We start from the raw sequence: 23,345 nt of genomic DNA on the forward strand, positions 1-23,345 counted from the left end.
TAATAGATACAAATAGATAAAAATAATTAGGGATATAGTAAGAAGGGAGAAAACTGGGATGCGTAAAGAAGAAGTAGTGAAGTTTCCAATTAAAGATTTCTGTAGCTACTTTACTGTTGCCGTAGTTTGTATTGGATTATTTGATATCATAACCAATTTAATTGTTAAATAATATAGATGATAAAACAAGAAGGGAGACCCTTTCTTGTTTTTTTTATGGGGGAATAAAGATGAAATGGATTGATAGTCATATACATGTTGACCAATATAAGGATGAAGAAAAAAGTAGATTACTTAAAGATGTGGAAAATAGTAAAGAGATAAAGGGACTTATTGCGGTATCTATGAATTATCAATCATGTAAAGAAACTTTATCTTTAGCAAAGCGATACCCTTTTGTATATCCAGCAATAGGTTTTCATCCGGAGCAATCGATTCATAAAGAGGAATGTGAGCAAATTTATAAATTAATTGAAGATCATGTAGAGGAAATCGTTGCGATTGGTGAAGTGGGACTCCCATATTATTTAAGGAAAGAAGATGAAGATATTACTATACATTCATACATAGCGGTATTGAAAAGATTTATAGAACTAGCTAGTAAGTATGATTTGCCGATTGTATTAAACGCAGTTTATGAAGATGCTGACATCGTATGTGATTTACTTGAAGAATATAAAGTTTCGCGCTTCACTTCCATTGGTTTAAAGGAAGTGAAGCGACAATGAAACGGATGATGAGGAATGGTTATTATATTTCTATCACACCGGATGTTTTACATAAGGAGAAAATTAGAAAAATCGTTTCTTATTATCCTTTAAAATATATGATGGTAGAAACAGATGGGCCATGGGAATTTCAAGAGGATACTATGACGCACCCTAAAATGATTCGAGAAGTACTAAAAGAAATCAGTGTCATAAAAAACGTATCTGTTGATGAGGTTACAGAAACAATATACGAAAATACAATTCAATTTTATTTGAAAGGATAGGAGAGTCACTCTTATCCTTTTTATTATGGATATTTTTTCTAATATTTTCTATAATTTATCATGTGTTTAATTTGATGAAGGAAGTAGGGGGAGAAAATGGGGGAAGCATATAAAAAGATAGCTATTACGATTATGACCGGAGCGCTTTCGCTTGCGATGTTTGGGTGCGAATCAGAAAAAAAGGCGACAAATACAAACGTAGCACAAGAAAATAAGGAAGAACAAATGGATCCATTAGTTGAAAAACAGATGAAAGAAAATGAGAAAAATGGGAATGCAGTTGGAAATAGTTCTAACAAAGGAAAAATGGCAGAGAGTAATGGATGGATTTACTATGCGGTAAATGGTGATAAAAACACAGGAGGCATTTATCGTACGAAGGATCAATTTCAAACATCAGAGCTTGTAGTAAAAGGCGTGAATGCTTCTTACATAAATATAAAAAATAAATCTTTATATTTTATTCATACGGATGAAGATAGAAATGCGGGACTATCTTCTTTAATGAAGTATGATATATCTTCTGAAAAGCTGGATACGTTAAAAGCAGATACAAATTATGTTTATATAAAAGACCAAACGTTATTTTACCCGAAAAAGTATTCTGAACATGGTGGTTTTGATATTGTAGGGATTGTAAAAATGGATTTGAAAACAGGGCAAGAAGGGGAAGCTGCATTTAAAAACTCTGGCTGGTCTCGAACGATAGACGATAGTATTCTACATTGGAATAAAAATCGTGGAACACAAGTGACAAAAGACAATCAAACTTGGTCAAAAGAAAATTATGCAACAATATCTAGTGCGACTTATAATAATGAAAAATTATATGCTGTTGTCGACTTTTCTTTACCTTTTGAAACAAATCAAGCTGAGCATGGCATATATGAAATAGACATTCAACAAAATAATGAAAAATTATTGGTAAAGGATGCCTTGCAGATGAATGTGAAAGGGGATACTTTTTATTATTTAAAAAAGGACGGAGTATATAAGAAGAAAATTAATGGTGGAAATGAAAAGGTAATTTATAATAAAGCGGTTGAACCAACTAAATCCTATTTATATTTTGTAGCAGGAGATATGTATCTTTATACGGATAATGGAACTATTCTGAATCTGGATACAAAAAAATCAAACGAAGCAGAAGATAAGAAGTTAGCGGATGATGTTATGTTAAAGAAAGTATTAAATGCGCAAAAGGAGCTTACTAATATTCAAATAGCAGCACTAACAGGAAGCCCAAAACGAATGGGTAATTTCTCATATGGAGAATTAGTGAATCCTACTTATAATACGAAGAATGCTTTAGAGACTACGCTATCTACTTACTTCTCAAAACAATTCATAGCAGAATATATGAAGAGTGAGTATATTAAAGAATTAAATGGAACGATGCATTATGTTATTGGAGATCCAGGGGCGAAAGCGGGGACTAAATATACAAAAATTCTTTCAGCTCAGTTAAAGGACGGAAAGATAGAAGCGCAGGCAGAAACATATAACGATTATGATAATGTAACGGAAGAAGTAAAAGTAGAATTTATTTATGAGAATAATCAATGGGTTGTTAATAAAATGCCACGTTTCGATTTAGGTTAAAAAAACACCAAGCATTTCGCTTGGTGTTTTTATTATGACTCTAATTTTTTCGCACGTCTTAATAATAAAAGAAAGACAATTATAATGAACCCAATTATAAGGAAGAATCCATATTGTTTTATATAATCAATCATGTCATTCGCACTTGTTGGTTTTTCAACGTGAATGCCGTCTGTATTAGTAGTAATATGAATATCTTTCATTTTTACTTCAGTCGTTTCTTTTTGTAAATCAATCCACTCTATGTTTGGAATACTTTCTAGTTCCTTTAATACTTCTTTTAATGGTTGAACACCTAAGTAAGGATGATAAAATGCACCGATAATTCCATCAGATAGTTTAGTGATAGATAAAGCGCGTTCTTTCATTTTGGCAATATCTTGTGGCTTGCCTTCTTCGATAAATCCAACCGTTTCAGGCATTAATTTCATCCCATGTAAAAACGATGGTGTACTCGTATAAGCTGGTGAATGCATAGATTTCCAAGTTGTATCGTTTAGTTGTAGTTGTCCTACATAAGTAGAGAAATATTGAGAAAGTATCTCGTATCCTTTTTGAGACATTGTATAGTGCGGAGCTTCAAAGGCAACTGGATACAATTTAGCTTCTACAAGCTCTGTAATCCCTTTTTCAATATGCTCTTTAATATACTTTTCTTCAAAGGTTTTTCCGTTTTTCACGTATTTATTATAGTCCTCTGTAGATTGGAAATCGTCTTTTGTTTTTGGTTTTTCATGGTTCGGTTGACGAATTGGTTGATCTGTTTTTACATCCCAAAATTCAAAACCTTCGCCAGTTTCACTATCATAAAATTGATGAGTGTAACCATGCATGACGATAGAGCCACCATTATCTTGCATAAAGCGTAAAACATCAATTAATTCAGAGTTATCCTTTAAATGTACTGTTTTTCCTGTGTTTGGATCTTTGTAGACAGGGATAACGGTAATCATATAAGGAAGCTTTTTCTCTTTTAGTAATTCAGCGATTTCTTTTAATTGCTTTACATCTACAGCTGGGTGAACGTCTTCAAGACGTAAATAAGCTGTAGCTTTATTTGTCATAGGCTCTTGTTCGAAGTAAGAAAATAGCATTTCACCGACGTAATGAGACATCCAATCAAAAAGGTTTGGAGTCGCGACATAATAGGATGTTCCTTGCTGAATAATTAACGAATGAGTTCCATTTGAACTGTAGGCATTAGCAAGAGTTGTTCCTTTTGTTTCAACTTTCTTCATTAAGCGTTCTTCATGTAATTCATTTTTTAACTGACGAGTCGGATATTCTATAGTGTGAATTCGTATATCGGTTTCTTTCGAGGTAATGAAAGAAAAACGATTAGATAATTGTTCAACATTTTGTCCTAAAACTAATACTGGACCTGAGAAGTTTTCTAGAAATTGTTTTGTTTTAGTAGAAAGATCTTCTTTTTTCTCTCCAATATAAACAATGTGAGTATAAGAAGATGGGTTAGTAGTTTCATTCATTTCTTTTAAACTTTTTACTGTTATATTATTTGTAAAGTGTCCTAACTGAGTATTAAGGATTTGTACATTGTTTGTAATTTTGTTGTCTGCTGTACTATACAAAATAAGTACTTTTGGCTTAGATGATGTTTGCGCAGATGTGTGTATAGGAATGAGTAGTAAAATGCTAAAAAAGAGTAGTAGGAATTTTTTCATTTATATATGCTCCTAGTCTATATAGAATTCAATTTACAATTATATACAATAAATATGTTGTAGTCCATGTAAGTTACATTTTTGCACGTATTTACCAACTGTTTTTTCACAAAATCGGTCTAAAGCATGATGATAATATATATAGTTATTTGCTATGATTAAAGAGTAAGAGAATGATAGAGTGTAGGTAATTGTGAAGGGAAGGCTGAAAGGGGACAAATTTCAGCGGAGAAAGAGGTAGAGGTAGTGAAGAAATTCTTTGTAGGATTTTTAGTTGTTCTTGGAGTGTATTTATATTTCCAAGGAAAGTCTGAAGGAATGGGTAATCTAATGAATGAAACAAGCTATGTTGATTCAGAAGAAGCAAAACAGATGAAACAAATCATTATAGAGGAAGCAAAGAAAGTAAACCTTCCGGAATGGATACCTCTTACAATTGCCGAACATGAAAGTAGGTTAAATCCAAGAAGTGTTGGAGATAACGGAACTTCATTCGGATTGTTTCAATTACACCGCGGTGGTGGGCTTGCGCCAGCTCATTTAACTGATGAAGAGCTGAAAGATCCGCGTACAAATGCACAAATTGCAATGCCGCATTTAATGAAAGGTTATAAGCGTGGGGTGCAAAAAGGTTTGACTGATTTTGCATTACTGAAATATATAGCGAATACGTCCGGATGGCCAGGGAATTTAGGGCCAGAGTGGACGGATAACAATATGAAGTATAACATTGGATTAGAGGATGTATACTATAGAAATAAAGGCGTGATAAAGTGAAACTTTAATCAGCGGGGGAGTTTGTTCATCCACCGCTGATTATTAGTTGAACCAATCGGGCTTGTACGGGCAGTTGATCTTCCACCTAACTCCCTCGGATTCGCTGAGTTTTGAGGTGGGAGTTTTACTGCCCGTTAATGCGGGATAACAGAGTAGGTTTTCTATACCTACTCTGTTTTTCTATGAATAATTGTATCCTCTTGCCTCGTGAAATACTGCGCTAATTGTATTTTCACATCTTCTAGTTTTGTAGAAACTTGCGGTATTTTATAGCCTACATACAACGGTGAAACTACAAACCTGGGAACAACTTTACAAATGATTTTTCCGTTCAGGTGATAGAAGAATAAGTTATAACTACTACACCCTTTATGGAAATCCGTTAATATGTAACATACAGTTTGCTGAATGTAACTTGCCATTTCATCTATAAATGCAATATCTTCAATGATGATGTTAAATTCAGTAAAACCGATAATGGGGCGCTCTGAAATATTAAGTTCAATGCGTTCGTTTTTTTGTACAATTACCCCTTGGAAATTTTCGTTTTCTATGTTTGCGAGATAGTCTACATATTTCATTCCGATAATTTGCATATGCGCATGATGCAAACTTCCACCTGAAAATGGACCATGATTTTTATATAAAATAACAGATGTAAATTCATCACTTTTCTGTAAGTCTAACCAGTGTTTAATGGAAAAACGAATTAGTGATCTCATATGTTCTTCTGTATATGTTGCAATATGATCATCACAATTATCCGTTTCAATTAGCACAGTTTGAAATGTATCTTTTAGTGTAGGGAATTTATTTTTCAACCAAATAATAGAACCCTCGGTTGCTAAAATATCAGTTAAATTTTCTCTGTAACAAAAAGGACAAGCAGCACTTCTATTACGAATACTTTCTGGTTTTTGTTTGCCAATATCATTCAAAAAATAAAGTTGTTGTGTATCCATTTCTCTATACCCCTTTTAAATGTGTGTAAAACTTCCGTCTAATACATTCGGGAAAAGGAGGGGGAAATCCTTTAAAGGAAATAGAGCAAAAATAAAAGACAAGATATCCTTATTACAATAGGGTACCTTGTCTTTTATTTTTTCTTTAATAATGTGTATGGATAATATAGAGCATTTTCATTTTGTTTCTTTTTTCTATTTTTCATTGTGTATAAGGCAATTGCTGTACTTGCGATTATAATAATGGCTTTCTTCATATTCATTTACCCCTTTTTATTTTTCATTTAATTCTTGGCTAACTGCTTTCGCATCAACTAAAGCATGTAAGATCATTTTTACCATGTTCATCATAGTTCTTTCCTCCCTTTTATAGTTCGTTTAGTTCTTTTACAACTGCTTGTCCGTTCACTAATACCTCAAAGATTGCTTTTACGATTTCTTTTATCATGATTGTTTCCTCCTTTATTTGTCTCTCTTGTTTACATCTTTATTGTATAGGGAGGCGTCTTTTCGTACTATCGCTTTCCATTACGTGAACATAACAGTTTTGTAAGATTTGATGTCACTTATTGAAATGTTTAGTCTATCTTCATTATTTTCAGAAAAATGACTATTCAAACATGAAATGGGAAAGTATAATAAAGAAGTAAGTATTAAATTCCGTACGAAAGGAGTGAATGAGATGAAATGTTCTTTAGCTACGCGCGCAAAATTTTTAGATTATATCTATATTTGTCGTGCGATTTTTCATGATGTAGTTGTTAACGGGATACGTATGCCCTTTTTTAACAATTGCATAGTAGCTATTGAACGATAGAAATCTCTTCACCCATTTTTGATAAACGTGTGAAAAGGGAGCTATTTGGCTTCCTTTTTCTATGCCAAAAACCATGGGGAACGTTTCTTTCCCATGGTTTTTTATATTGAAAGGAGTACGGAAAATGACAATTTGTAGTGTAAATAATGTAAAGAAATCTTTTGGTGGAAACATCATATTTGAAAATATATCGCTTGAAGTAAAGAATGGTGAACGCGTTGGGTTAGTTGGTCGTAACGGTAGTGGGAAGACAACAATCTTTCAACTACTAACAGGAATGGAGAATGTGGATGCAGGGGCCATTCATATGAAGAAGGGTACACGTATTGGTCATGTGGCACAAATTCCAAAATTTGATGAGGATATGACTGTATATGATGTATTGAGTTCCGCGTTTAAAGCAGAAAAGGAATTAGAAAGAGAAATGCATGCTTTAGAAAAGAATATGGCGGAAGAGCAGGAACCGTCTGCTTTGCAAAAATTGATGGAGAGGTACGGATTAATTCAAGAAAAGTTCACCTTTCTAGGTGGTTATGAAATAGAAGCGAATATTATGAAGATAGCAAACGGTCTACAAGTGACGGAACTATTCCCCCGATCATTTCTGGAATTAAGTGGAGGAGAACAGACGAAAGTAAGCCTTGCGTATATGCTATTGCAGAAACCAGATTTACTTCTATTAGATGAACCGACAAATCATTTGGATTTATTTGCAGTCGAATGGTTAGAGCAATTTTTAAAAGAATACACTGGGACAGTTATGGTTATTTCACATGATCGCTATTTCCTTGATGAAGTTGTAACGAAGATTTTTGATTTGGAAGATGGAGAGATTCACGTGTATCATACGAATTATTCTCAGTTTGTTGAGGAGAAGGAAGAAAGTTTGCTTCAGGAGTTTCAGGCTTATCAAGAACAGCAAAAGAAAATAAAGAAAATGAAAGAAGCGATTAAGCGTCTACGTGAATGGGCAAATCAAGCGAATCCTCCGAATGAAGGATTGCATAAGAGAGCGAGAAATATGGAACGTGCATTAGAGCGTATAGAGAAGTTAAAGAGACCCATTTTGGAAAGAAAACAGATGGGACTTCAGTTTGAAGGGCAAGAGAGAAGCGGAAGAGATGTCGTTGTAATGAAAGAAGTTAGTAAAGGATTTGCTGACAGATCTTTATTCGAGAAAGTAAATTTGCATATTCGTTTTCAGGAGCGCGCAGCTATCGTTGGACGTAATGGTACAGGAAAGACTACGTTATTAAAATTACTACTAGAAGAAATGCAGCAAGATACGGGTGAAATTCGGATTGGTAGTAGTGTGAAAATCGGTTATTTATCGCAACATGCGTATGGGAATATGAAGAACAATGTATTGGAAGCTTTCAGAGAGTGTGTAGCTGTAACAGAGGGAGAAGCAAGACATATATTAGCCCGATTTTTATTTTATGGTCCAGCTGTTTTTAAGAAGGTAACGCAACTTAGCGGGGGAGAAAAAATGAGGTTAAGACTCGCGCAACTTATGTATCAAGATGTTAACTTTCTTATTTTAGATGAACCGACGAATCATCTTGATATTGAATCAAGGGAAGTTTTAGAGGAAGCCCTTGAACAATATAACGGGACGATTTTGGCTGTTTCACATGATCGTTATTTCTTAAACAAATTGTTTGAAAAGACGTATTGGATTGATGAGCACAAATTATTTGAGTTTGCAGGGAACTATGCATGGGCTCGTCAAAAGTGGGAAGAAAGAATTGAGAAGCAAGTAGTAAAACAGAAGCAGCAACAGCAAGGGAATAAAGCGTTAGAAGTAATGCCTATAAAAAAGAAGAAGTCTAGGGATTTAGAGGCAGTTGAAAACGAGTTAATGCATATAGAAGAAGATATATATGCACTTGAATGTAAAATGGAACATGTAGTTGATGTTGAAATGCTTGAACAATTGTATGAAGAAAAAACGAAGAAAGAATTGTTACGAGCGGAGTTATATAATGAGTTAGAGAATATTGTGGAGTAAAGAAAATAGAATGAAAGGGCAAGTTGTTTTCTCATATTTTGAGGGAGGGCTTGCTCTTTTTTGTATAAGGAAAGAGAAGAAATGGTATAATTTTCTTGTTATTATTATAAAGAGACGAACTTTAGGTTATTAAAACGTGAGGAGAATTTTATGTTAGGATATGCGCGGATTGCTACAATCGTCATGATTTGTTTCGTTTATGCAAACCATGTTTCACGTGAAACAGCACATTTACAATTTTTTGTCGGCGCTGCACTTTTGATTTATATTGTGAATCATATTTTGCTCGTAAAAGTAAATGGGAGTAAAAAACTTGTTTTTTATACACTATTAGCGAATGGAATTGTCACAGCGTTATTGGGTTTTTTATTTCCCGAGACGTGTTTATATTTAATTATATTTGGAATTGATGCAGTAGGACTATTTATTCATGATTGGCGTAAAAGCATGACGTATTTTTTTATTGCTTTTTTCTTTCTTTGTTGGTTTATAAATATACTACATACGTATCAACATACAGGGAGCTTAGAATTAGAGAGCAATGCCATTAATTTTATGTTCATCGTTTTTAGTGCTTTAGCTGGAAGTTTAATAAAAAAACTTACAGCTGCGCGGAAAATGGTAGATGAGCAATATGAGGAATTAGCATTATCGCACTCAGCCTTAAAAGAAGCACATGAACAATTAAGGCTATATGCCAAAGAGGTAGAGGAATTGACAGCGGTTCGGGAGCGAAATGATATTGCCCGAGAAATTCATGATACCGTCGGTCATAATATGACAGCTTTGCTTGTGCAGTTGCAACTAGCGGAAGCGCTATGGAAGCAAAACTCAGATACGACAGAAACGGTTTTACATACATGTTATGAACTGGCTAGAAAGTCACTTCAAGAAGTAAGAGCTTCTGTTCATGCTTTAAAAGAGGAAAGTAAACTAGGAAACATAGTAGAAAATATGCGTGGAATGTTGAATGAATATTCTAAAATGACGAAAGTACAAGCATCTTTTCGATTGCAAGGAGATCCTGTTACAATTCCATTGTCGCTACACCCTACATTACTTCGTATTATGCAAGAGTCTTTAACAAATGCAAAACGTCACGGGAAAGCGAGTTTATGTGAAGTGAGTTTAACTTGTTCAATGAAACAAGTTAAACTCTGTATTTCGGATAATGGTGTGGGAGTCAACGAGGTAAGTCCGGGTTTTGGTTTACTTAATATGAAAGAACGTGTAGAGGAACATGGTGGAACTATTCAATTTGAGAGTGAGATAGAAAAAGGCTTCCAGTTACAGATTGAATTTCCGCTTCAGGAGAAAACATGGGTAATAGGGGGAACGGTATGATTCGCATTATGATTGTTGATGATCAATCACTCATTCGTGATGGTTTAGCGATGTTATTAAATTTACGTCCAGAACTTGAAGTAGTGGGAACGGCTACGGATGGAGACGAAGTGATACAAAAGGTGAAAGAGCTACATCCTGAAATTATTTTGATGGATATTCGGATGCCCCGTATGAATGGTGTTGAAGGAACACGTTTAGTTAGAGAACAGTTCCCTCATATAAAGGTTCTTATGTTGACGACATTCAATGATAGTGAGCTTATTTTTGAAGCATTGGAGCAAGGAGCGAGCGGATATTTATTGAAGGACATGGAGACGGATGCAATCGCGCAAGCAATTTTAACGGTGCATAGTGGCGGGGTTGTGCTTCCTCAGGATATAACAGCGCAAATTATAGAGGAATTAAAAAAGACGAAAGTGGCAGTAGAGTGTAACCCACCAGAACAACTAAAACAATTAACTGAGCGAGAAGTAGATGTTTTAAGAGCAATTGGACTGGGGTTAAATAATAAAGAGATTGCCGAAAAGCTATTTATTACAGAGGGAACTGTTAAGAATCATGTTTCTAATTTGATTAGTAAGCTAGAACTGAGAGATCGAACACAAGCAGCAATATACGCAGTAAGATATGGTGTTACGACATACACATGACTTTTGGCATATATAAGTGTGAAAAAGCAGCAGAATTTGCTGCTTTTTTATTTTGTATTTCTATCTTAAGGGTGATGGAGAAGAAAAGAAATTTTTCTACAATGAAAGTGTAGATGAATGCAAAGGAGCTGAATCAATATGTTAGTCATAGATCATATTACGAAATCATTTGGCAAGAAGGAAATCGTAAAGAATGTTTCTTTTGAAGTGAAAAAAGGTGAAACATTTGGATTGCTTGGACCAAACGGAGCGGGGAAATCAACGACGATATCAATGATTTGCGGGTTAATTCCATACGATAGTGGTGATATAAAAGTTGGTGGGAAATCTGTAAAAGAGTATCCATTAGAAGCGAAAAAGAAAATCGGTATTGTCCCGCAAGACATTGCACTGTATCCGACACTTTCAGCGAAGGAAAATTTGATTTTTTGGGGAAAGATGTACGGTTTAAATGGGAAAGTTGCAAAAGAGCGGGCAGAAGAAGTATTAGCTTACGTCGGTTTACAGGAGCGTGGAAAAGATAAAATTGAAACATTTTCAGGTGGAATGAAAAGGCGTATTAATATTGGTGCAGCACTTATGCACGAACCAGAGTTACTAATTATGGATGAACCGACAGTCGGGATTGATCCGCAATCGAGAAATCATATTTTAGAGGCTGTTAAAAAATTAAATGAAAAAGGTATGACAGTCATTTATACGAGCCATTACATGGAAGAAGTTGAATATTTATGTGAGCGAATTGCCATCATTGATCATGGAAAGGTAATTGCACTGGGAACGAAAAGAGAGCTATGTAATCGTCTAACAGATGGGTTTATGGTGAAATTGCAATTAAATCGCTATAGTACGGAATTGCTGCAAAAACTGAAGGCACTACCTATTGTTGAGCGGATTATTTTTGACGAAGATACTGGCACGATTGATATTGGACTAAATGGTGGCGAGGCAATTGGCATAGTTGTTTCGGAAGTTGTTGAAAACAAAGCTCAAATTTTAAAACTGGAAGTAAAAGAACCGAATTTAGAGGCACTTTTTTTACAATTAACAGGACGTTCACTTCGTGATTAAGGGGGTTAGTATGAGATGAGAAGTTTCATTATTGCATGGAAAGATTTAAAAATCCGTTTAATTGATCGGCGCGGATTTATGATGATGTTAATTATGCCACTTGTATTAACAGCCATTTTAGGTTCAGCATTAAGTAATGTATTTGATAGTGGCGGACTACCAAAAACAGTAATTGGTTATTATCAAGAAGGAACGGATGAGTTTGCAGATGTCTTTCAAAAAGACGTATTGCAAGCTAAAGAAATAAAAGATGATGTGAAAGTAAAGGTAGCTAATTCTCAGGAAGAGCTTGAAGATATGTTAAAGGAAAAGAAAATCGATGTAGGAATTATTATTCCAAATAAATGGAGCGAACAAGTGCAAGATGGGAAATTAAAAGAACCAAAGGTGCTTATAGACCCATCCAAAGATATACAAGCGAAAATTGCTGAATCAATGATTCTTTCTTTTTCAGAACGTGTTCAAACCGTCGCAGTAGCTACTCAAAGTGTTGTAACAGAATTAGCAAAATCTCAGCAGGGTGATGTGGCACAAGTTGCAAAAGAGGTAAGTGGAAGTCTACAGACGATAGCAACTGCAAGTGCGGATAACATCGAAAAAGGAACGGTAGGTAAAAAAACAGTTGCCGCGATGCAATATTATTCAGCTGCGATGTTAGTCATGTTTTTACTATATAACATAACAGTAGGTGCGAAATCAGTTGTAACAGAGCAAAGAACTGAGACATTAGCAAGATTGTTTAGTACACCAACGAGCACATTTTCAATTTTGTTTGGAAAATTCTTAGGAACATTACTATTTGCCTGTATACAATTTGGCGTGTTTATAGTTGCTACACGCTTTATGTTTCATGTGGAATGGGGAGAAGATGTGTCTCAAATAGTAGTATTGGGAATTTCGTATGCAATTTGTGTTTCCGGTTTATCAATGTTAATTGCGGCCTTTATCCGGGAGGAAAAAACGGCAGATTTAATGGGAGGAATCGGTATTCAAATACTAGCTATATTAGGGGGATCAATGTTACCGATTTACGTATTTCCCGATACACTTCAAACAGTTGCGAATATTGCTCCGAATAAATGGGCGCTTACGAGCTTCTTAAATATTATGTCGGGAACATCTTGGGATGTGCTATTCCCTGTTATTTTAAGTTTATGTAGTGCAGGAATTATCTCCGTTATGATTGGAACATTACGTTTACGTACGAGATAGGAGGGGAAATGATGAAGAAGGTTTGGGCGCTTTGTTGGTTAGAATTAAAACAAATTTTAATAAAGCCACAAAGTTATGTACTCATGTTTGGAATGCCTATTATTTTCACACTCATTTTCGGCGGACTTTTAGGTGGAAGTGGGAATGAGAAAGTAAATATTAGCTTAGTAGATGAAGATGGTTCTATATTATCTAGCAACTATTATGAGGAAATAAAGAAAAGTGACTTAATTTCTATAGAGAAGGTAACGTATAAGGAAGGGAAACAGAAGATTGAAAACAAAAAATCTTCCGGTATAGTTATCATTCCGAAAGACTTTCAAAAGAGTACGCTAGATAGAAAGATAGAAAATATCCAGTTTCAAGCAAGTGCTGATTTTACTGGTGGAACTTCTGTAGAGCGAGTATTGGCAAGTGCGTTAAAAAAGATGGAGATAGAAGTTAGTGCAGCAAGAGATTTTGAGAAGAAAAGTAACACTTCGTGGGAATCGACGTATAAAGAAATATATACAAAAGTAGAACCGGGTTCGCTTCAAAAAGAATCAATTTTACATGATGAACAAAAGTTAAATAACGTTACAGGGCGAGCGGCTGGTTTTTCAATTCTATTCGTTATGATTGTCATGTTAAGTGCGACGGGAACCATTTTGAAAGCTAGACAAATCGGTGTTTGGTCCCGTTTATTAGGAGCACCGGTTTCGAAAGTTCAAATACTAACTGGATATATCCTTTCTTTCTTTTTAATAGGATGGATTCAATTTGGCGTTTTAATGATACTAACGCATTCATTATTTGATGTGCAGTGGGGAAATTTATTAGGGGTTATTATACTCGTTTCAGTATTATTATTAGCAATCATCGGTTTAGCCTTATTATTAGCAAGTATCGTAAAAACAACAGAACAACAGTCTGCACTAGGTAATATTGTTGTGATTTCAACGTGCATGATCAGTGGTCTTTATTGGCCGGTCGAAATTGAACCAGTGTGGATGCAAACGGCAGCAAACTTTGTTCCGCAAACTTGGGCGATGCGTGGCTTTACGGAGTTAATTGTAAGGGGAGGTACATTAGCAGATATAGGAGGATATATTGGTATACTCATTTTATTTGCGGGAGTATTTTTCGTAATTGGTTTAACAAGAATACGTTATGACTGAAAAAAGAAAGCAGAGTTCACAGCTTTACGCGCTGAACTCTGCTTTCTTTTTGTGTGGCATCTTCTCTCGTTGAAATTATAATAGCGATCCCGAGCATAATAAAAAAAGCTAAAAAGAGGACGAACTTTGGGAAGAAAGGGAATAGTAATAACGCCCCGACTATCATGAGTGTCAATAATACATAGTGCAGGACATATTGGAATAGGTTGTCCATATTTTCGCCCCCTTCTTGGTAGTTAATTGTTATTATTCTATGCTGGGCTATTAGGTAATAGAAGGTGTTTTTTATTTTTTTGAGGGAAAACAATTAGCAAGGATTGACATAAATAGTGAAAAGGAATAATCTTGAAATTAATTCATACTATTTTTATAGGTAAAATAAAGATAGTTACAGAAGGGCGTTATGTTACCACTTAATTAAAAAACAGGAAAGTAAGGGTGAGAATTATGCGAAAGGTTTTTAAAGGGCTATTTGCTACGTTTCTTAGTACATCGGTTTTATTAGCAGGATGTGCTCAAGAAGAGACAAGTACAAATGAAGCAACAAAGATGCCGAAAGTAAAAGATGAGTTTATTAAAGCGAGTGACAAAGCAAAAAGTCCAGCAAAGGCAAAAGAAAGAAAAGATACTTTTGTAATTGGAATGCCGAGCCCTGGTGGGATATTCCTTCCGCATTTTATGGAGAATGGGTGGGATGGTAATATAACGCAAGCTATCTTTGCGCCTCTTGTTGGGCTGGATAAGGAAGGAAAACCAATCCCAATTCTAGCGAAGAAGTGGGATATTTCTCAGGATCAGCTTACATATACGTTCCATTTGAAAGATGATTTAAAGTTTAGCGATGGTTCGCCGTTAACAGCGGATGATGTAGCATTTACATTAACGTTACTACATGACCCGGCGTATAGCGGAGCAACTGACATAAGTCAAACAGCAATAAAGGGTGGGCAAGCATATAAGGAAGGAAAAGCAAGCTCTATTGAGGGGATTCAAGTAATCGATCCGAAAACAATTACGATTACAACTGAAAAGGTAAATGCCCAAACATTGTCGTTAATTGGTGGAGAAGTTATATCAAAAGCTTATTACGGTAAAGAATATAAGCAAGGCAATTTAGAGTATTTAAAAGAATTATACGGAAAACCGATGGGAGCAGGAGCTTATAAACTAGATAAATATATTCCAGGTCAAGAAGTTCGATTTGTAGCGAATGAAAATTATTTTGAAGGTAAACCGAAGATTGAGCACTTTATTTATAAAATTACAAAAGGTGATACGAATTTGCAACAATTTCAAGCGGGAGAAGTAGATTATGATGGTTTCACGACAAATGTGGAAACGATTGAGCAATTAAAAGAGCTAGGTTTCGCTAATATTAATGTGTATACAGGAAGTTCTTACGGCTATATTAAAATGAATTATAAGAAGCCATACTTTAAAGATAAACGTGTACGCCAAGCGTTTATTTACGGATTAGAACGCCAAAAGGTAATTGATACGTATTTCCAAGGATACGCTTCACTTGTCAATGTACCAATTACACCAGCCTCTTGGGCGTATACAGAAGAAGGGATTAATAAATACGAATATAATTTAGAAAAAGCAAAGAAATTACTTGATGAAGCTGGATGGAAAGCTGGGTCAGATGGTATTCGTGAAAAAGATGGCCAAAAATTGAAGGTAAGTTATTTTACTTCTTCTGCAAGTAAAATCAACGATGTGATGATCCCCGTTATGAAAGAGGATTATAAAAAGATTGGGGTAGATTTCAACCCTGAATACATGGACTTTAATACGATGATTTCCAAGGTAATTAAAGGAGATTATGATTTAGCGATGGTCTCCACACCGATGATTGATGATCCGAGCGGAACAATTGAGGAGTTTGTTTCGACAAGTAAGCGTAATTATGATGGATATTATAATCCGAAGGTAGATGAATTAGCTAAGCAGGCACTAGAAACATTGGATATTGAAAAACGAAAAGAAATCTATAAAAAACTATATCAAGAGTTAAGTGAAGATCCACCTGTTATCTTCTTAAACAATAGTAAAGTCGTGTCTGCACATAATGCGCGAATCCAAGGATTACAAGAAGACAACTACAACGGTATTTTGTTAAGTTTACCTAAATTAAAGATTGATCAATAATTTCGAAAGAATTCTTAAAATATTTATATAGAAAGAATTGACAAAATATATTGAAAGATATAAGCTAATAACCATAAAGTCTACCGGAAAGGTCGGAATAAGATTGTTACCCCTCAAAAACATCTTTATTTACGTTCAAAACCGACTTTTCCGATTGGCTATAAATGTTGCTGTGGGAGGCATACATAAGGCAAGCGGTTCATAAAGTGTAATTATTAAAAAAAGTTAGGGTGGGGACAATGAAGAAAAAGACAAAAAAATGGGCTGGTGTATTTTCAGTATTATTGAGTAGTTCGCTTGTGTTATCTGCTTGTGGGGGACAGGAGGATACGGCTTCTACAGAACCGGTTAAACAGCAAGATTTAAAAAATATAAAAATTGAAAAGATTGCTGCTACAGATAAGACGAAAGTGCCTGACAAAGCAAAAAGTCGAAAAGACACGTTAGTTGTTGGGATTAGTAAACCAGGTGGTGTCTTTTTACCATACTTCCAGCAAAATGGTTGGGATGGAAACGTAACTTCTGTTATTTTTGCATCTCTTGTATCGACAGATAAACAAGGAAAACCAACTCCAGAATTAGCTGAGAAGTGGGATGTTTCCTCTGATCAGTTAACATATACATTCCATTTACGTAAAGATTTAAAATTTAGTGATGGTTCGCCATTAACAGCGGATGATGTAGCATTCACATTGACGCTTTTACATGATAAGGCATATGAGGGTGAAATGGATATTTCTCAATATGTTGTTAAAGGTGGGAAAGAATATAAAGAAGGTAAAGCAACTTCTATTGAAGGAATTCAAGTTGTTGATCCGCAGACAATTAAAGTTACGACTGAAAAAGTTAATTCCCAGACACTAACTGCTTTAGGTGGACCAGTGTTATCAAAAGCTTATTATGGAAAAGACTATAAACAAAATACAAGTTTAGATTATTTAAAAGAGTTATATGGAAAACCGATAGCTGCGGGCCCATATAAATTTGAAAAGTATATTCCTGGTCAAGAGGTTCGATTTGTAGCAAATGAAAATTATTATGCAGGTAAACCGAAAATTCCAAACTTCATTTATAAAATTACTGCTGGTGATACAAAACTACAATTGTTCCAAACAGGCGAGGTTGACTATACTGGCCTAGGTACTGGTGATGAAGTTCTTGAACAAGCGAAAGGTTTACAATTCGCGAATATTCAAATCGAAACAGCTGCATCATTTAGTTATATTTATATGAATAATAATAAGCCGTACTTAAAGGATAAAAAGGTTCGCCAAGCACTTATTTATGGATTAGATCGCAAAAAGTATGTTGATACAGCATTAAAAGGGTACGGTACAGTGGCTAATGTACCAATCCATCCAACTTCTTGGGCTTATACGGAAGAAGGAGTTAATAAATATGAATACGATAAAGAAAAAGCGAAAAAATTATTAGATGAAGCAGGGTGGAAAGTTGGTTCGGATGGAATTCGTGAAAAAGATGGTCAAAAATTAAAGCTTTCTTATTTCGGCCCAAGTTCGGCTAAGGATAGTGATTTATTAATTCCAATTGCAAAAGAGAATTATAAAGAGATAGGTGTAGAATTTAATCCTGAATTTATGGACTTTAATACTATGCTTTCGAAGGTAAATAAAGGTGATTATGATTTAGCTTCTGTTGCTACACCGATTACAACTGATCCGAGTGAAACTGCAGGTGAATATTTATCTGGTGTTAATAAGGAGAGTCTTGGTTATAAAAATGCAAAAGTAGATGAGTTAATTAAAAAAGGTATTGAGACAGTTGATATTGAGAAACGTAAACCTATTTACAAAGAATTGTATAAAGAATTAAGTGATGATCCACCAGTAATTCTATTAAACTACCGTAGAACAATTACAGGATACAACGGGAATATAAAAGGAATTGACCCTGAAAAATACAATAGTATTAGTTCAAACTTACCAGTATTATCTATTGAAAAATAACGATAAGAATGTATAAGTAGAAGACATTTTTTCATTCGGCAAGTAGTGTGCCGTTTTGAAAAAATGTTCTTCTATTTTAAGCATAAGATTGGAGAGAAAAAGGGTGAAAACATATATCATTCGTAGGGTGTTACAAATGATTCCTACACTGTTGGGTACGTCAGTTATTATCTTTTTTTTATTCGCGCTTCTTCCGGGTGACTATATTGATTCAAATCCAAAGATTACACCGCAAAGAGCTGAGGAACTTAGAGAGCTATATGGTTTAAATAAACCAATTGTTGAGCGTTACTTTCATTGGTTAGGTAATGCATTGCAGGGTGACTTTGGTTTTTCACTTCAATATCAAGAACCTGTAACATCATTATTAAATAAATTCATATGGAATTCGTTTATTGTTGCGATCATTGCATTGTTCTTTATTTGGCTAATTGCACTTATTATCGGTGTGTTTTCAGCGACAAAGCAACATTCCTTATTCGATAAGCTTGTAACAATTGGTGTCTTTGCAGCGATGTCGTTCCCTTCATTCTTTATCGGTTTGTTTTTAATTAAAGTGTTTGCGGTTGACTTTAAGTTATTACCGATAGGCGGGATGATTGATGTTGGTAGTAATTCGACTGGGCTTGCTTACGTAATAGAAGTTTCAAAGCATATGGTTTTACCAGTGTTTATTTTAACTCTTCTTGGAGTAGGCTCACTAACTCGCTATTTTAGAACGAGTATGTTAGAAGTTGTACGGCAAGATTACATTCGAACGGCTAGAGCAAAAGGTTTAAAGGAGAAGACCGTTATTTATAAACATGCATTAAAAAATGCAATTTTACCGGCTATTACATTGCTTGCATTTGAGTTACCGGGATTGTTTTCAGGGGCAATTATTATTGAACAAATTTTCAATTGGCCTGGCATCGGTAATATTCAATTAGAGGCACTTAGTTTCCGTGATTATACAGTATTAATGGCATTTACGATGTTTCTTTCTTGTTTGACAATTTTTTCGAATTTTTTAGCGGATGTTGTATATGCAGTTGTTGATCCACGTATTCGGTTGAAGTAAGGGGGAAAGAGATGGAAACTGTTACAGCAATTTCAGAGAAAAAAGCAAAAAAGAAAAGACGGAATGAATCATCGCCGTGGAGGCAAGCTTTTAAAAGGATAAAGAAAAATAAAATGGCACTTATAGGATTTTATGCATTAGTTTTTATGTTTTTATTTTGTTTTATCGGTCCATTCTTTTCACCATATGCATCAGGAAAAATACAAGTTACGCTAATTACCAAGCCACCTAGTTTTTCTCATTGGCTTGGTACGGATCAATTAGGACGGGATATTTTAACGAGGCTTATGCAAGCAGGACGAATTTCATTAACAATTGGCTTAGCTTCAATGGTTTTATCAGTAATATTAGGAGCTTTATTAGGAGCTATTGCAGGTTTTTACCGAGGTATCGTTGACAATATTATAATGCGTTTTGCAGATGTTTTAATGTCGATGCCAGGATTACCTTTACTTATTATAATGGGAGCTATTTTATCAGAATGGAAAGTACCATCTGATTACCGTCTTTATGTCATCATGATTATTTTAAGTTTAGTAGGTTGGCCAGGACTTGCACGTCTCGTACGAGGTCAAATTTTATCACTTCGAGAACAATCGTTTATGCAAGCTGCTGATGTGCTCGGGATAAAAGATTATCGGAAAATTGTATATCATTTAATCCCAAATGTTTTGCCGATATTAATTGTTGTATCAACATTAGGTGTTGCTGGCTCTATTTTAGGAGAGTCTGCACTAAGTTACCTAGGCCTTGGTGTCGTTCCACCTACACCATCGTGGGGGAATATGATTAGTGCAGCCAACTCATTAATCGATTTCCAAAAGCGTCCGTGGTTATGGATTCCGCCCGGGTTTGCAATCTTTATAACAGTTGTATCCATTAATTTACTTGGCGATGCACTTCGTGATGCATTAGATCCAAAGATGAAGCGGTAGGTGAGAAAGCATGAGTAAAGCAGTAGTAGAGCTAAAAGATTTACAAACACACTTTCAGACGGAAGAAGGTACAGTAAAGGCTGTCAATCATGTTAGCTTTTCAGTTCGAGAAGGTGAAACAGTTTGTGTAGTAGGCGAATCGGGTTGTGGGAAAAGTGTAACGGCTTTATCTATTATGGGACTTATTGCTGAATCTGGCGGTATCGTTGGTGGTGATATTCTTTATGAAGGAAAGAGTCTTTTAGGAATGAAAGAGAAAGAGCTTCGTAGTTTAAGAGGAAATGATATCGCGATGATTTTCCAGGAACCGATGACATCGCTTAATCCGGTCTTTACTGTTGGAGAGCAAATTGTTGAGACATTAAGAGAGCATGAACTACTTAGCAAAAACGAAGCATACAAAAAAGCAATTGAATTAATTCGTAAAGTTGGTATTGCTCGTGCTGATGAAATTGTCCATTCTTATCCGCACGAACTAAGTGGTGGCATGTTACAACGTATTATGATTGCTGTTGCACTTAGTTGTAATCCAAAGTTATTAATTGCAGATGAACCGACAACAGCTCTGGACGTTACGATTCAAGCGCAAATATTGGACTTACTAAGACAAGTAAAAGAGGAATTTAAAACGTCCATTTTATTAATTACACATGATCTAGGTGTTGTAGCGGAAATGGCCGATTACGTTGTCGTTATGTATGGTGGGAAAGTTATTGAAGAGGCACCGGTACTAGAGATATTTCAAAATCCGAAACATCCATATACGCAAGGGTTGCTAAAATCAAAACCAGTAATGGGGAAACGAACAGATAAACTTTATTCTATTCCAGGGCAAGTTCCAAATTTAGTTGGCTTAGATGAGTTTTGCTACTTTAGTGGTCGCTGTGAACATTGCATGGAAATATGCAAAAATGAAGCGCCAAATCTTAATGTGCATAACGAGGATCATAAAGTAGCTTGTTGGTTATATGAGGAGCGTGCTGGGCAATGAGTGAACCATTATTAGAAGTGAAGAACTTAAAAACGTATTTTCCGATTAAGGGCGGCGTATTTAGTAGAACGATTGGACATGTGAAAGCGGTAGATGGAGTAAGCTTTACAATTGATAAAGGAGAAGTGTTTGGTCTTGTAGGAGAGTCTGGAAGTGGAAAAACGACGATAGGGAAAACAATTCTCCGTCTCGTTCAAAAAACAGAAGGTGAAGTGAAGTTCAAAGGTCAAGATGTTCATGCTTTATCAAAAGAGGAGCTGAGAAAGCATCGTCCTAATATGCAACTCGTATTCCAAGATCCATTTAGCTCATTAAATCCGAGGTTGAGAATTGGAGAAGCTCTTGGTGAGCCAATGTTGGTTCACGGACTGGCAACGAAAGAAAATGTTCGTGAGAAAGTATTAGAGGTATTGGAGTTATGTGGTTTAGCACCTTATCATATTGACCGGTACCCTCATGAGTTTTCCGGTGGGCAACGCCAACGTATCGTTATTGCAAGGGCAATGGTATTAGATCCAGAATTTATTGTGGCTGATGAGCCTGTTGCGGCATTAGATGTATCTATTCAAGCGCAAATCATTAATTTGTTTAGTGAATTACAGGAGAAAAAGGGATTATCCTATTTATTCATTTCACATGATTTAAGTGTTGTGGAGCACTTATGTACGAAAATTGGAATTATGTATTTAGGTACGATCGTGGAGACGGCACCGCGTGATGAGTTATTTGCGAATCCACTTCATCCGTATACAAAAGCTTTGTTATCGGCTGTACCAATACCAGATCCAACAGTGAAGCGAGAGCGAATTATACTAGAGGGTGATATTCCAAGTCCAGCGAATCCACCTTCAGGTTGTCGTTTTCATACACGTTGTCCGTTTGCGACAGATGTTTGTAAAAAAACAGTACCAGAATTTCGTAATGTTGGTGAAGAGCACTTTGTTGCTTGTCATCATGTATAAAAGAAAAGGACTCTTTCAAATTGAAAGAGCCCCTTTTTTATTTACTAGATGAAGTTTGTTTTAATACGAATTGCTCGATTGCATGAGCAACACCATGTTCATTGTTTGTTAACGTTACAACATCACATAGTTTTTTTACATCTTCTTCAGCGTTCCCCATTGCAACAGATAAACCAGCAACTTCTAACATTGGTACATCATTAAAATTATCACCGATAGCAACTGTATCTTCAATTGGTATATTGAAATAAGCTGCCATTTCTTGCAAACCATTGCCTTTATGGCCATGCTTATCCATAATTTCTACATTAGTAGGGGCTGATGCCGTAACTGAAATGTCCGTGTCTTCTTGTAACGTTTGTAATAGCTGTGAACGATGAGCAGCATTAAATGTTAAAATGAAGAATTTAGATATTTCTAATTCCGGATTATTCACGACGTCTTCTATTTTTTGGAAATCAGTAATTAAGTTAGATTTCTTTTGTTTTTCTGTAATTCTTTCAAGTTCCTCAAGTGTAACATCTAGTGTATGTTTATTTTCTTCGAATGCCTGCATGACTTGACCTTGCCATGTATAAGGAGAATAAACCCCTTTATTTGTGTACAACTTATAGGGAAAACCTTCAGATTCTAGTAATTTTGCAAGCTTGTATACTTTATCATTTTGTAAACAACGCGAGTTAATTACTTTTCCGTCCACATAAACAATTGCCCCATTGCTTGCTCCAACTGGAAGAGATAGTTTATATTCTTCCAATAATTTCAAAGCATCCTCTTTCGCGCGACCAGAACAAATCATTACAATATGACCAGCTTCTTTTGCGGTTTGGATAGCTTGTAAGTTCTCTTTGGAGATTTCAAGATTAGATGATAGTAGTGTACCATCCATATCTAGTGCGATTAATTTCAAAATGACCACCTCTTTGTTTCCATTATACATAGTTATATAGAGGAAACATATAAACTTATCTTGGAAAGATAGTATTTTATCCCGCAT

General features: G+C 35.3%; 20 protein-coding genes and 1 pseudogene. 16 read left to right on the forward strand and 5 right to left on the reverse strand.

Going from position 1 to position 23,345, the window contains the following annotated elements; genetic code table 11:
• Window positions 1-230 precede the first annotated feature (230 nt).
• Window positions 231-994, forward strand: a pseudogene (locus BWGOE10_RS01050) (TatD family hydrolase).
• 96 nt (window positions 995-1,090) lie between these two features.
• Window positions 1,091-2,596, forward strand: a complete 1,506-nt coding sequence (locus BWGOE10_RS01055) for a DL-endopeptidase inhibitor IseA family protein (protein ID WP_070140585.1) — start codon at window positions 1,091-1,093, stop codon at window positions 2,594-2,596.
• A 32-nt stretch (window positions 2,597-2,628) separates the two neighbouring features.
• Here BWGOE10_RS01055 and BWGOE10_RS01060 read toward each other — a convergent pair whose 3' ends face one another.
• The gene (locus BWGOE10_RS01060; protein ID WP_070140586.1) at window positions 2,629-4,278 is read right to left on the reverse strand and encodes a DUF2334 domain-containing protein; all 1,650 of its coding nucleotides are present in this window, start codon (window positions 4,276-4,278) and stop codon (window positions 2,629-2,631) included.
• Window positions 4,279-4,524: 246 nt separating this feature from the next.
• On the opposite strand from BWGOE10_RS01060, the gene BWGOE10_RS01065 reads away from it, so the two are divergent.
• Window positions 4,525-5,055 carry a transglycosylase SLT domain-containing protein gene (locus BWGOE10_RS01065; RefSeq protein ID WP_070140587.1) on the forward strand — a complete coding sequence of 177 codons (531 nt, stop codon included), beginning with the start codon at window positions 4,525-4,527 and terminating at the stop codon, window positions 5,053-5,055.
• 167 nt (window positions 5,056-5,222) lie between these two features.
• On the opposite strand, the gene BWGOE10_RS01070 is transcribed toward BWGOE10_RS01065, so the two are convergent.
• Together BWGOE10_RS01070 and BWGOE10_RS32460 are read right to left on the reverse strand one after the other, a co-directional pair.
• Window positions 5,223-6,017 (reverse strand): DUF4931 domain-containing protein, encoded by a 795-nt coding sequence (locus BWGOE10_RS01070; protein WP_070140588.1) that lies wholly within the window; start codon window positions 6,015-6,017, stop codon window positions 5,223-5,225.
• 134 nt (window positions 6,018-6,151) lie between these two features.
• On the reverse strand, window positions 6,152-6,280 hold the full coding sequence (locus BWGOE10_RS32460; protein WP_070140589.1) for a spore coat protein B: 129 nt from the start codon (window positions 6,278-6,280) through the stop codon (window positions 6,152-6,154).
• Window positions 6,281-6,699: 419 nt separating this feature from the next.
• Here BWGOE10_RS32460 and BWGOE10_RS32690 point away from each other — a divergent pair, with 419 nt between their 5' ends.
• From BWGOE10_RS32690 to BWGOE10_RS01105, 7 genes are all read left to right on the forward strand, one after another.
• Window positions 6,700-6,834: an RAxF-45 family protein gene (locus BWGOE10_RS32690; RefSeq protein ID WP_002139888.1), complete on the forward strand. Its 135-nt coding sequence runs from the start codon at window positions 6,700-6,702 to the stop codon at window positions 6,832-6,834.
• Between the two features lie 124 nt (window positions 6,835-6,958).
• Window positions 6,959-8,845, forward strand: a complete 1,887-nt coding sequence (gene abc-f / locus BWGOE10_RS01080) for a ribosomal protection-like ABC-F family protein (protein WP_070140590.1) — start codon at window positions 6,959-6,961, stop codon at window positions 8,843-8,845.
• Window positions 8,846-8,995: 150 nt separating this feature from the next.
• Window positions 8,996-10,189 carry a sensor histidine kinase gene (locus tag BWGOE10_RS01085; RefSeq protein ID WP_070140591.1) on the forward strand — a complete coding sequence of 398 codons (1,194 nt, stop codon included), beginning with the start codon at window positions 8,996-8,998 and terminating at the stop codon, window positions 10,187-10,189.
• A complete protein-coding gene (locus BWGOE10_RS01090) occupies window positions 10,186-10,842 on the forward strand; it encodes a response regulator (RefSeq protein WP_070140592.1) in 657 nt (218 codons plus the stop codon). The genes BWGOE10_RS01085 and BWGOE10_RS01090 overlap by 4 nt, the downstream gene beginning before the upstream one ends.
• A gap of 138 nt (window positions 10,843-10,980) precedes the next feature.
• Window positions 10,981-11,913, forward strand: coding sequence for an ABC transporter ATP-binding protein (locus BWGOE10_RS01095; protein ID WP_070140593.1), 933 nt, complete (start codon window positions 10,981-10,983; stop codon window positions 11,911-11,913).
• Window positions 11,914-11,928: 15 nt separating this feature from the next.
• Complete coding sequence (locus tag BWGOE10_RS01100) at window positions 11,929-13,125, forward strand: ABC transporter permease (RefSeq protein WP_070140594.1); 1,197 nt, start codon at window positions 11,929-11,931, stop codon at window positions 13,123-13,125.
• Window positions 13,126-13,136: 11 nt separating this feature from the next.
• Window positions 13,137-14,282: an ABC transporter permease gene (locus BWGOE10_RS01105; RefSeq protein WP_070140595.1), complete on the forward strand. Its 1,146-nt coding sequence runs from the start codon at window positions 13,137-13,139 to the stop codon at window positions 14,280-14,282.
• A gap of 16 nt (window positions 14,283-14,298) precedes the next feature.
• Here BWGOE10_RS01105 and BWGOE10_RS01110 read toward each other — a convergent pair whose 3' ends face one another.
• Complete coding sequence (locus tag BWGOE10_RS01110; RefSeq protein ID WP_000369263.1) at window positions 14,299-14,496, reverse strand: hypothetical protein; 198 nt, start codon at window positions 14,494-14,496, stop codon at window positions 14,299-14,301.
• Window positions 14,497-14,729: 233 nt separating this feature from the next.
• Here BWGOE10_RS01110 and BWGOE10_RS01115 point away from each other — a divergent pair, with 233 nt between their 5' ends.
• From BWGOE10_RS01115 to BWGOE10_RS01140, 6 genes are all read left to right on the forward strand, one after another.
• Window positions 14,730-16,433, forward strand: a complete 1,704-nt coding sequence (locus BWGOE10_RS01115; protein ID WP_070140596.1) for an ABC transporter substrate-binding protein — start codon at window positions 14,730-14,732, stop codon at window positions 16,431-16,433.
• A gap of 239 nt (window positions 16,434-16,672) precedes the next feature.
• Window positions 16,673-18,400 carry an ABC transporter substrate-binding protein gene (locus tag BWGOE10_RS01120; protein WP_070140597.1) on the forward strand — a complete coding sequence of 576 codons (1,728 nt, stop codon included), beginning with the start codon at window positions 16,673-16,675 and terminating at the stop codon, window positions 18,398-18,400.
• A gap of 103 nt (window positions 18,401-18,503) precedes the next feature.
• Entirely contained in the window at window positions 18,504-19,460 is a 957-nt protein-coding gene (locus BWGOE10_RS01125; RefSeq protein ID WP_070140598.1) for an ABC transporter permease, read from the forward strand.
• Window positions 19,461-19,471: 11 nt separating this feature from the next.
• Window positions 19,472-20,395, forward strand: coding sequence for an oligopeptide ABC transporter permease (gene opp4C, locus BWGOE10_RS01130; protein WP_070140599.1), 924 nt, complete (start codon window positions 19,472-19,474; stop codon window positions 20,393-20,395).
• Between the two features lie 10 nt (window positions 20,396-20,405).
• Window positions 20,406-21,386, forward strand: coding sequence for an ABC transporter ATP-binding protein (locus BWGOE10_RS01135; RefSeq protein WP_070140600.1), 981 nt, complete (start codon window positions 20,406-20,408; stop codon window positions 21,384-21,386).
• Complete coding sequence (locus tag BWGOE10_RS01140; RefSeq protein WP_070140601.1) at window positions 21,383-22,348, forward strand: ABC transporter ATP-binding protein; 966 nt, start codon at window positions 21,383-21,385, stop codon at window positions 22,346-22,348. The genes BWGOE10_RS01135 and BWGOE10_RS01140 overlap by 4 nt, the downstream gene beginning before the upstream one ends.
• 37 nt (window positions 22,349-22,385) lie before the next feature.
• On the opposite strand, the gene BWGOE10_RS01145 is transcribed toward BWGOE10_RS01140, so the two are convergent.
• Window positions 22,386-23,258, reverse strand: a complete 873-nt coding sequence (locus BWGOE10_RS01145) for a Cof-type HAD-IIB family hydrolase (RefSeq protein ID WP_002151373.1) — start codon at window positions 23,256-23,258, stop codon at window positions 22,386-22,388.
• Between the last annotated feature and the right edge of the window lie 87 nt (window positions 23,259-23,345).

This window comes from Bacillus mycoides, assembly GCF_001757995.1.
Classification (GTDB): Bacteria; Bacillota; Bacilli; order Bacillales; family Bacillaceae_G; genus Bacillus_A; species Bacillus_A mycoides_B.

Bases quoted from the DNA above. Each gene is read 5' to 3' on its own strand.
- BWGOE10_RS01085 (WP_070140591.1), top strand. From the start codon at position 8,996: ATGTTAGGATATGCGCGGATTGCTACAATCGTCATGATTTGTTTCGTT.
- abc-f (WP_070140590.1), top strand. From the start codon at position 6,959: ATGACAATTTGTAGTGTAAATAATGTAAAGAAATCTTTTGGTGGAAAC.
- BWGOE10_RS01055 (WP_070140585.1), top strand. From the start codon at position 1,091: ATGGGGGAAGCATATAAAAAGATAGCTATTACGATTATGACCGGAGCG.
- BWGOE10_RS01135 (WP_070140600.1), top strand. From the start codon at position 20,406: ATGAGTAAAGCAGTAGTAGAGCTAAAAGATTTACAAACACACTTTCAG.
- BWGOE10_RS01100 (WP_070140594.1), top strand. From the start codon at position 11,929: ATGAGAAGTTTCATTATTGCATGGAAAGATTTAAAAATCCGTTTAATT.
- BWGOE10_RS01095 (WP_070140593.1), top strand. From the start codon at position 10,981: ATGTTAGTCATAGATCATATTACGAAATCATTTGGCAAGAAGGAAATC.
- BWGOE10_RS01060 (WP_070140586.1), bottom strand. From the start codon at position 4,278: ATGAAAAAATTCCTACTACTCTTTTTTAGCATTTTACTACTCATTCCT.
- BWGOE10_RS01115 (WP_070140596.1), top strand. From the start codon at position 14,730: ATGCGAAAGGTTTTTAAAGGGCTATTTGCTACGTTTCTTAGTACATCG.
- BWGOE10_RS01105 (WP_070140595.1), top strand. From the start codon at position 13,137: ATGAAGAAGGTTTGGGCGCTTTGTTGGTTAGAATTAAAACAAATTTTA.
- BWGOE10_RS01070 (WP_070140588.1), bottom strand. From the start codon at position 6,017: ATGGATACACAACAACTTTATTTTTTGAATGATATTGGCAAACAAAAA.
- BWGOE10_RS32460 (WP_070140589.1), bottom strand. From the start codon at position 6,280: ATGAATATGAAGAAAGCCATTATTATAATCGCAAGTACAGCAATTGCC.
- BWGOE10_RS01120 (WP_070140597.1), top strand. From the start codon at position 16,673: ATGAAGAAAAAGACAAAAAAATGGGCTGGTGTATTTTCAGTATTATTG.
- BWGOE10_RS32690 (WP_002139888.1), top strand. From the start codon at position 6,700: ATGAAATGTTCTTTAGCTACGCGCGCAAAATTTTTAGATTATATCTAT.
- BWGOE10_RS01110 (WP_000369263.1), bottom strand. From the start codon at position 14,496: ATGGACAACCTATTCCAATATGTCCTGCACTATGTATTATTGACACTC.
- BWGOE10_RS01140 (WP_070140601.1), top strand. From the start codon at position 21,383: ATGAGTGAACCATTATTAGAAGTGAAGAACTTAAAAACGTATTTTCCG.
- BWGOE10_RS01090 (WP_070140592.1), top strand. From the start codon at position 10,186: ATGATTCGCATTATGATTGTTGATGATCAATCACTCATTCGTGATGGT.
- opp4C (WP_070140599.1), top strand. From the start codon at position 19,472: ATGGAAACTGTTACAGCAATTTCAGAGAAAAAAGCAAAAAAGAAAAGA.